Source organism: Syntrophorhabdaceae bacterium (assembly GCA_028713955.1).
Taxonomy (GTDB): domain Bacteria; phylum Desulfobacterota; class Syntrophorhabdia; order Syntrophorhabdales; family Syntrophorhabdaceae; genus UBA5609.
Genome location: JAQTNJ010000164.1, coordinates 1 through 6,961, shown reverse-complemented (window position 1 = coordinate 6,961; position 6,961 = coordinate 1). Strand labels below are relative to the sequence as shown.

7 protein-coding genes are annotated in these 6,961 nt (G+C 49.4%); all 7 read right to left on the bottom strand.

Annotated features, from left to right (window positions below; all coding sequences use genetic code 11):
- A partial coding sequence (ahcY, locus tag PHU49_12375) for an adenosylhomocysteinase (protein ID MDD5244804.1) occupies positions 1-1,289 on the bottom strand: 1,289 nt, incomplete at its 3' end.
- A gap of 118 nt (positions 1,290-1,407) precedes the next feature.
- On the bottom strand, positions 1,408-2,571 hold the full coding sequence (gene metK, locus PHU49_12370; GenBank protein MDD5244803.1) for a methionine adenosyltransferase: 1,164 nt from the start codon (positions 2,569-2,571) through the stop codon (positions 1,408-1,410).
- A 131-nt stretch (positions 2,572-2,702) separates the two neighbouring features.
- Complete coding sequence (gene ptsP, locus PHU49_12365; protein ID MDD5244802.1) at positions 2,703-4,487, bottom strand: phosphoenolpyruvate--protein phosphotransferase; 1,785 nt, start codon at positions 4,485-4,487, stop codon at positions 2,703-2,705.
- Positions 4,484-4,750 carry an HPr family phosphocarrier protein gene (locus PHU49_12360; GenBank protein ID MDD5244801.1) on the bottom strand — a complete coding sequence of 89 codons (267 nt, stop codon included), beginning with the start codon at positions 4,748-4,750 and terminating at the stop codon, positions 4,484-4,486. The genes ptsP and PHU49_12360 overlap by 4 nt, the downstream gene beginning before the upstream one ends.
- A gap of 6 nt (positions 4,751-4,756) precedes the next feature.
- On the bottom strand, positions 4,757-5,167 hold the full coding sequence (locus PHU49_12355; protein ID MDD5244800.1) for a PTS sugar transporter subunit IIA: 411 nt from the start codon (positions 5,165-5,167) through the stop codon (positions 4,757-4,759).
- A gap of 101 nt (positions 5,168-5,268) precedes the next feature.
- Positions 5,269-6,114 carry an RNase adapter RapZ gene (gene rapZ / locus PHU49_12350; protein ID MDD5244799.1) on the bottom strand — a complete coding sequence of 282 codons (846 nt, stop codon included), beginning with the start codon at positions 6,112-6,114 and terminating at the stop codon, positions 5,269-5,271.
- On the bottom strand, positions 6,111-6,961 hold an 851-nt coding region (gene hprK / locus PHU49_12345), incomplete at its 5' end, for an HPr(Ser) kinase/phosphatase (protein MDD5244798.1). The genes hprK and rapZ, both read right to left, overlap by 4 nt.

Here is a 6,961-nt window from a genome sequence, read left to right as displayed (position 1 = left end):
TCTTCCGTCAGCTTGTCGATGGTGATCCCTGCCGATTGGAGTTTCAGCATGGCAACGTTTTTGTCGATCTCCTGCGGCACGGAGTATACCTTCTTCTCAAGCTTCTTTCCCTTCTTCCACATGAACTCCGAGCAGAGGGCCTGGTTTGCGAAGCTCATGTCCATGACATCCGAGGGATGGCCTTCCGCGCAGGCAAGGTTGACAAGCCTGCCTTCGCCCAGGAGGAATATCTTCTTGCCGTCGGCAAGGGTATATTCATCGATGTGTCCGCGGATCTTCCTCTTTTTCTTCTTCATCTCCTCCAGCGCGTTGATGTCGATCTCTACGTTGAAGTGGCCTGAGTTCGCGACAACAGCCCCGTCCTTCATCTTCCTGAAGTGTTCCTGCCTGATCACGTGTATATCGCCGGTGGTGGTAACGAAGATATCGCCGAGGGGCGCGGCCTTTTCCATCGCCATTACTTCGAAGCCATCCATATGCGCCTCGAGGGCCCTCAACGGATCGACCTCAGCGACGATCACGTGGGCTCCGAGACCTTTTGCCCTCATGGAAACGCCCTTGCCGCACCAGCCGTATCCTGCCAGAACAAATGTCGCGCCCGCGAAGAGGATATTGGTCGCACGGAGGATGCCGTCGATCGTGCTCTGCCCTGTTCCGTACCTGTTATCGAACATGTGCTTTGTGTGTGCGTCGTTGACGGCAACAACCGGAAAGCGCAAGACCCCTTCCTTTTCCATGCTCTTGAGACGTATGACGCCTGTTGTCGTCTCTTCCATGGAGCCGAGCACACCGGCAACGAGCTTGTTCCTTTCTGCCGCCGTCAGTCTTTTTACCCATTTCTTGATCACCGGATGGAGGGCATCGTAGCGTTCGAGGGCTATCATATGGAGCGCCCCGACAAGGTCGGCGCCGTCGTCCATGGTGATGTTCGGCATAAACGCAAGGGTCTTCATGATGTGGGTGTAATATTGCTCGTCATTCTCTCCCTTTATCGAGAACGTGGGGATCTTCATGTATTTCACGATCGCCGCCGCGACATCATCCTGCGTGGAGAGCGGGTTTGACGCGCACAGCGCGACATGGGCGCCGCCTTCCTTCAGCGTCCTTACAAGATTTGCCGTCTCGGTGGTGACGTGGAGACAGCATGCGATCCTGACCCCTTTTAATGTCTTTTCTTTTGCGAACCTCTCCCGGATCTTTTTCAAAACAGGCATTCTCCGCCCGGCCCACTCGATCTTTTCCATGCCCTGCTCGGCAAGTTTCATATCTTTGACATCGTAATCCATCATATCCTCCGTATTAGCTCATAGCTCATGGCTCATAGCCGATGGTTATTGAAAGGGCTATGGTAATCCTATTGAACTCTGTATTTACTCCGAACTCCGAACGCGACGGCGTAAGCCGTCGTTAAATTCCTGCTTTCTTCCTGATCTCTTCGACCATATCGAGGTGTTCCCAGGTAAACCCCGGTTCGTTCCGTCCGAAATGACCGCCGCAGGCCGTCTGATTAAAGACAGGCTTCAGGAGGTCGAGCCTTTCTATGATCTTCCTCGGTCTCAGATCAAAGAGTTCATTTACGATCTCGGCTATCTTGTCCGGTGGTATCTTCGATGTACCCTGGGTATCGATCATGACGGAAACAGGCTTTGCCACGCCTATCGTATAGGCGATCTGGATCTCGATCTTTTCGGCAAGCCCTGCGGCGACGAGGTTCTTTGCTATATACCGCGCCATGTAGGAGCTGCTCCTGTCGACCTTGGAAGGATCTTTCCCCGAAAAGGCGCCGCCGCCATGACTGCTCATGCCACCGTAGGTGTCGACGATGATCTTTCTTCCTGTCATCCCGCAGTCGCCCTTTGGTCCGCCTACGACGAACCTGCCCGTGGAGTTGATGAAGAACTTTGTGTTCTTATCCATCAATTCCGGCGGTATCACCTTTTTGATGACCTCTTCGGTGATCCCCTCACGAACAGCCTCTATCGTTACATCAGGGTTGTGCTGGGCGGCTATGACAACGGCGTCAACACGTACCGGTTTTTTGTCTATGTACTCGACAGTGACCTGGCTTTTCCCGTCGGGACGGAGAAAGCGAAGTATATTGTTCTTCCTTACCTCGGCAAGCCTTTTTACCAGCTTGTGTGCGTACATGATCGGCATGGGCATAAATTCCGGTGTCTCGTCACAGGCATATCCGAACATGATACCCTGGTCCCCGGCGCCCTGTTCATGGTCACCGGCTTCGTTGACGCCCATCGCGATATCGGGCGACTGTTCGTCGATCGTCGTAAGCACCGCACAGGTCTCCCAGTCGAAACCCATTGAAGAATCGTTGTACCCTATCCCTTTCACGGTCTGCCTTACTATGTCAGGTATATTGACATAACTATTTGTCGTAATCTCTCCACCGACGAGCGCAAGTCCCGTGGTGACGTATGTTTCACAGGCTACCCTCGCCTTTGTATCCTGCGCGATGATCGCATCCAGCACCGCGTCAGAGATCTGGTCCGCAACCTTATCGGGATGTCCTTCAGCAACAGACTCTGAAGAAAAAAGATACCTTGTCATTCCCATTTTACTACCTCCTTATTTGAGCTGTCAGCCACCAGTAATAAATGAAAAACCTGTTTATTCTACTAAATTATTGACCGGTAAAGCCATAATAAATATTATCTTTTTCTCGCTCGTGAACCCGCTGTTTCATTCTACCCTTCACGGTACGCGGCAAAATCATCGGGGAATATCTGTCTCATTTCATTTCTTAAAAACTGCTCACCCGCTTTCGCCGAGTCCTTTTTCATGATCTCTTCAACGAGTTCCCTGCAATAACTCTGGTCAATGCCCCTGATGATCTTTTTTATCCTCGGAATTGCATAAGGGTTCATGCTGACCTCATCGAGTCCCAACCCCAGCATAATCGGCACATAGAGAGGCTCTCCTGCCATCTCCCCGCATAAGGCTACCTCTATCTTGTTGTTGTGGGCATCGTCAACGGCCCGTTTTATCATCTTCAGCACTGCCGGGTGCAGGGGTTCATAAAGGTATGAAACATACTCGTTTACCCTGTCTATGGCGAGAGTATACTGGATGAGATCGTTGGTGCCGACACTGAAAAAATCCACCTCTTCCGCAAGCTTGTCACTGATCATGCACGCGGAGGGCACTTCGATCATGATACCGATCTTTATATCCTTGTTGAAATGGATCCGTTTGTGGCTCAGTTCGTCCATACATTCGGCTATGATCGATTTTGCCTTCCTTACCTCATCGATACCGGAAACCATCGGGATCAATATCCTCAATGGCCCATGGGCGCTTGCCCTTAAGATCCCCATAAGCTGGGCCTTGAATATGGAGAGCTCTTTGAGACACAAACGTATTGCCCTCAATCCCATTGCGGGATTCATCTCTTTCGGCATAGCAACATCGGAGACGAACTTGTCGCCGCCTATGTCGAGCGTTCGTATGGTGATATATTGCAGGGACTTGTTTTCCGCCAGCTTCCTGTAGATATGATAATGGTCCATCTCCGTGGGGAGGGTTTTTCGTGAAAGGTAGATGTACTCTGTTCTGTATAGCCCTATACCAAGGGCGCCATATTTTTCAACAATATCCATCTCGACCAGCAACTCGATGTTTGCCCCTACCTTGAGCCTGAAGCCGTCTTTTGTCTCCGGTTTCAGCCGGGCTATCCTGAGAAATTCTTTCCTCTGGTTTTTGAGGTGGGCCTGCTTTGCAAGATAATCCTTGTGGACCTGTTTTGTGGGATTGATGATGGCAACGCCTTCATCCCCGTCAATGATGATCGTATCGTTGTTTTTTACCAGGCTTGTGATATTCCCGACGCCTACCACAGCAGGTATTTCAAGCGCGCGCGCCACAATGGAGGTGTGGGATGTCCTACCGCCCACGTCGGTAACAAAACCGGAGATACTGTTGAGGTTCAACTGGATCGTATCGGCAGGTGACAGGTCGTGAGCAACGATGATCGATTTGCCTTTCACACTTTTCCTGTCGATATCAGACCTCTTGCCCTTGACCATGATCCTCACGAGCCGTTCATGAATATATTTGAGGTCCTGACCTCTTTCTCTCAGGTACGAATCTTCGATCTTGTCGAAGCTCGCGAGGAATTTCGATATTACGATATCGAGCGCCCATTCTGCATTGATCTTTTCTTTCCGTATGACCTCAACCACTTCGTTGACAAAAAAGTTGTCCTGGATTATCAGCATATGGGTATCGATGATAAAGGCATGTTTCCTTACTTCATCGTCCAGAATGGTTGCTTTGATGCTGTTCAGTTCGTCGATTGCCGTATGTATGGCATTTTTGAATTTATGGGTTTCCCTCTCTACATGCTCTTCCTTCACAGAAAGTTTATTGATCGGGATCCTTCCGCGTTCAAGGAGATAGACCTTCCCTGTCGTTATGCCCGTTGAAACCCCTGTTCCCCTGAGAACCTTATTGGTAAACAGCTCTTCCATCATTCTTCCTGGAATCCTTCGTCAATGAGATTGCCGATCTCCCGGAATGCCTTTTCTTCGTCATCGCCTTCAACCTTTAATGTGACCCTGCTTCCAAGTGGACACGCAAGCATCAAAAGCCCCATGATGCTTTTACCATTTACCAGCATGCCGTCTTTTTCAACCATAACGTTTGCCTTGAACTCAGCGGCCTTTTTCACGAATGTTGCGGCCGCCCTCGCGTGAAGACCAAGCCTGTTCCTGATGGTAAATATCCCCTCTAACACTACGTTCTATTCCTTTTTCCTTGTTCTTAGAACGTCCGTTGCAAGATAGATATTTTTTTGCCCATACTGGGTAATGAACCCTGCGAGCTCATCAATAGACTTTCCTTCCCTGTAGGTGGCCAGTTTTATCAACATAGGAAGGTTTACCCCTGCAACAACTTCTATCTTCCCCTCTTCCAGAAAAGAGAGGCTTATATTCGATGGTGTTCCTCCAAACATATCGGTGAGAATGATAACCCCATCGCCGGCGCTTGTATCCTTGATTGCCGACACGATCCTGCCTTTAATGACCTCAACGTCCTCGTCGGGAAAGATATCGACGTATGTGAACTGTTTCTGCTTGCCGACAATCAGTTCTGTCGCTGCTACCATCTCACGTGCAAGATTAAAATGTGCTGCCACTACCAGTCCGATCATAAGAAACCTCCCTATCTTAAGAAACCTCCCTATCTTAAGAAACCTCCCTATCTTAAGAAACCTCCCTATCTTAAGAAACCTCCCTATCTTAAGAAACCTCCCTACCTGTCGATATCCCTGTGGATAGTAGATACACTATAGTTCAATGCAAATAATTTTTCTGCAAGCTCATGCACTATGAACACTGACCTGTGTTTCCCCCCTGTGCATCCGAAACAGATCGTAAGGTAGCTTTTCCCCTCTCTCTCGAATAAAGGTATGAGATAGACCAAAAAATTATAGAGTAAAAGTGAATATTGGGCATACATCTCGCTGGACCTTATAAATTCTCCTACATCTTGCTCGAGGCCTGTCTTCTCCCGCAATCCCTCAACGAAAAAGGGGTTTGGCAGAAACCGCACATCCAGCAGCATATCTGCTTCCGGCGGTATTCCATATGGATACCCGAAAGATATAAGGTTTATCTTCATCACCTGTTCTTCCTGGCAGTACTTCTTCAGGACAAAGCGTCTCAGATCATGCTGAATAAGGTGTGTACTGTCGATCACCTGATCCGCCATATCCTTTATCCAGCTGACAAGCCCTCTCTCCTCCATCAGTGCGTCGCGGACGTTGGAGGTTGCAAAAAGCGGGTGAGACCTTCTTGTCTCCTTGTACCGCCTGAGAAGTATGTCCTCAGAGCTTTCGAGGAAAACGATCTCGGCTTCGTACTGGTCCTTGATCCTCTTGAGAATGTCCTTTCCCTCGTCAAAAAACTCTCTTTCCCTTACATCGATCACGAAGGCACACTTCCCTATCTTCTCACCGGCGGCCTGACATAGTTCAAGGAACTTCTGCAGGAGTATGAGGGGGAAGTTATCGACACAGAAAAACCCGATGTCCTCAAGGGCCCTCAGGAATGTTGTTTTTCCCGAACCGGATATGCCGCTTACAATGACCACCTTCATGATGTGGAGTCACCCTCCATTGTTTGCAAAATCCTCTTTTCAAGCTCTACTGCCGTATTCACGCCATGTGTCTTGAGTATATAGTTCCGGCATGCAAGCTCAATAATAGCAGAAACGTTTTTGCCGGAACTGACGGGGATTCGCACCAGCGGCAGGTCTAAGCCAAGGAGGGTGTATTTTTCTTCCTTGAGCCCGATCCGTTCGCACTCCGCGTTACTATCCCAGTCAAAAAGCTCTATAGCGAGTTCGATCCTTTTTTTATCCCGGACAGCGGAGACGCCGAAAAGCTGCCCGATGTCAACGATACCGATCCCCCGTACCTCTAAGAGACTTTTTATCATTTCTGGCGATTCACCATAGAGGTCTATCGCTCCCATCTTTTTCACACAGACGGCATCATCAACAACAAGCCTGTGTCCCCGCATGATCAATTCGAGGGCGTTTTCGCTCTTCCCTATCCCTGGTCTGCCCATTATCAGCGTCCCGACCCCGAATATATCAAGCAGTACCCCGTGCACTGTTGTCGTGGGCGCAAGTCTTTCCTCGAGAAATTTCGTTATCCTCTCAATAAAGACAGAGGTCACAAGTTTCGTCCTCAAAAGAGGGATGCCTTCCTCCTCTGTTTTGGTGAGAAAATAGTCCGGCACTTTAAGGTTTCTGGTCACAATAAAACAGACAACATCGTTCCTGCAGAGATCCCTGATAATCCTTTTCTTTTCCGCCTCGGCCAGTGACCGCAGATATGAGATCTCGATATTGCCGAGGATCTGAACCCGGTGCGGATGAAGATAGACCATGTTGCCGGTAATAACGAGGCCAAGCTTCTGGATCCTCTGGTTGTAAATGT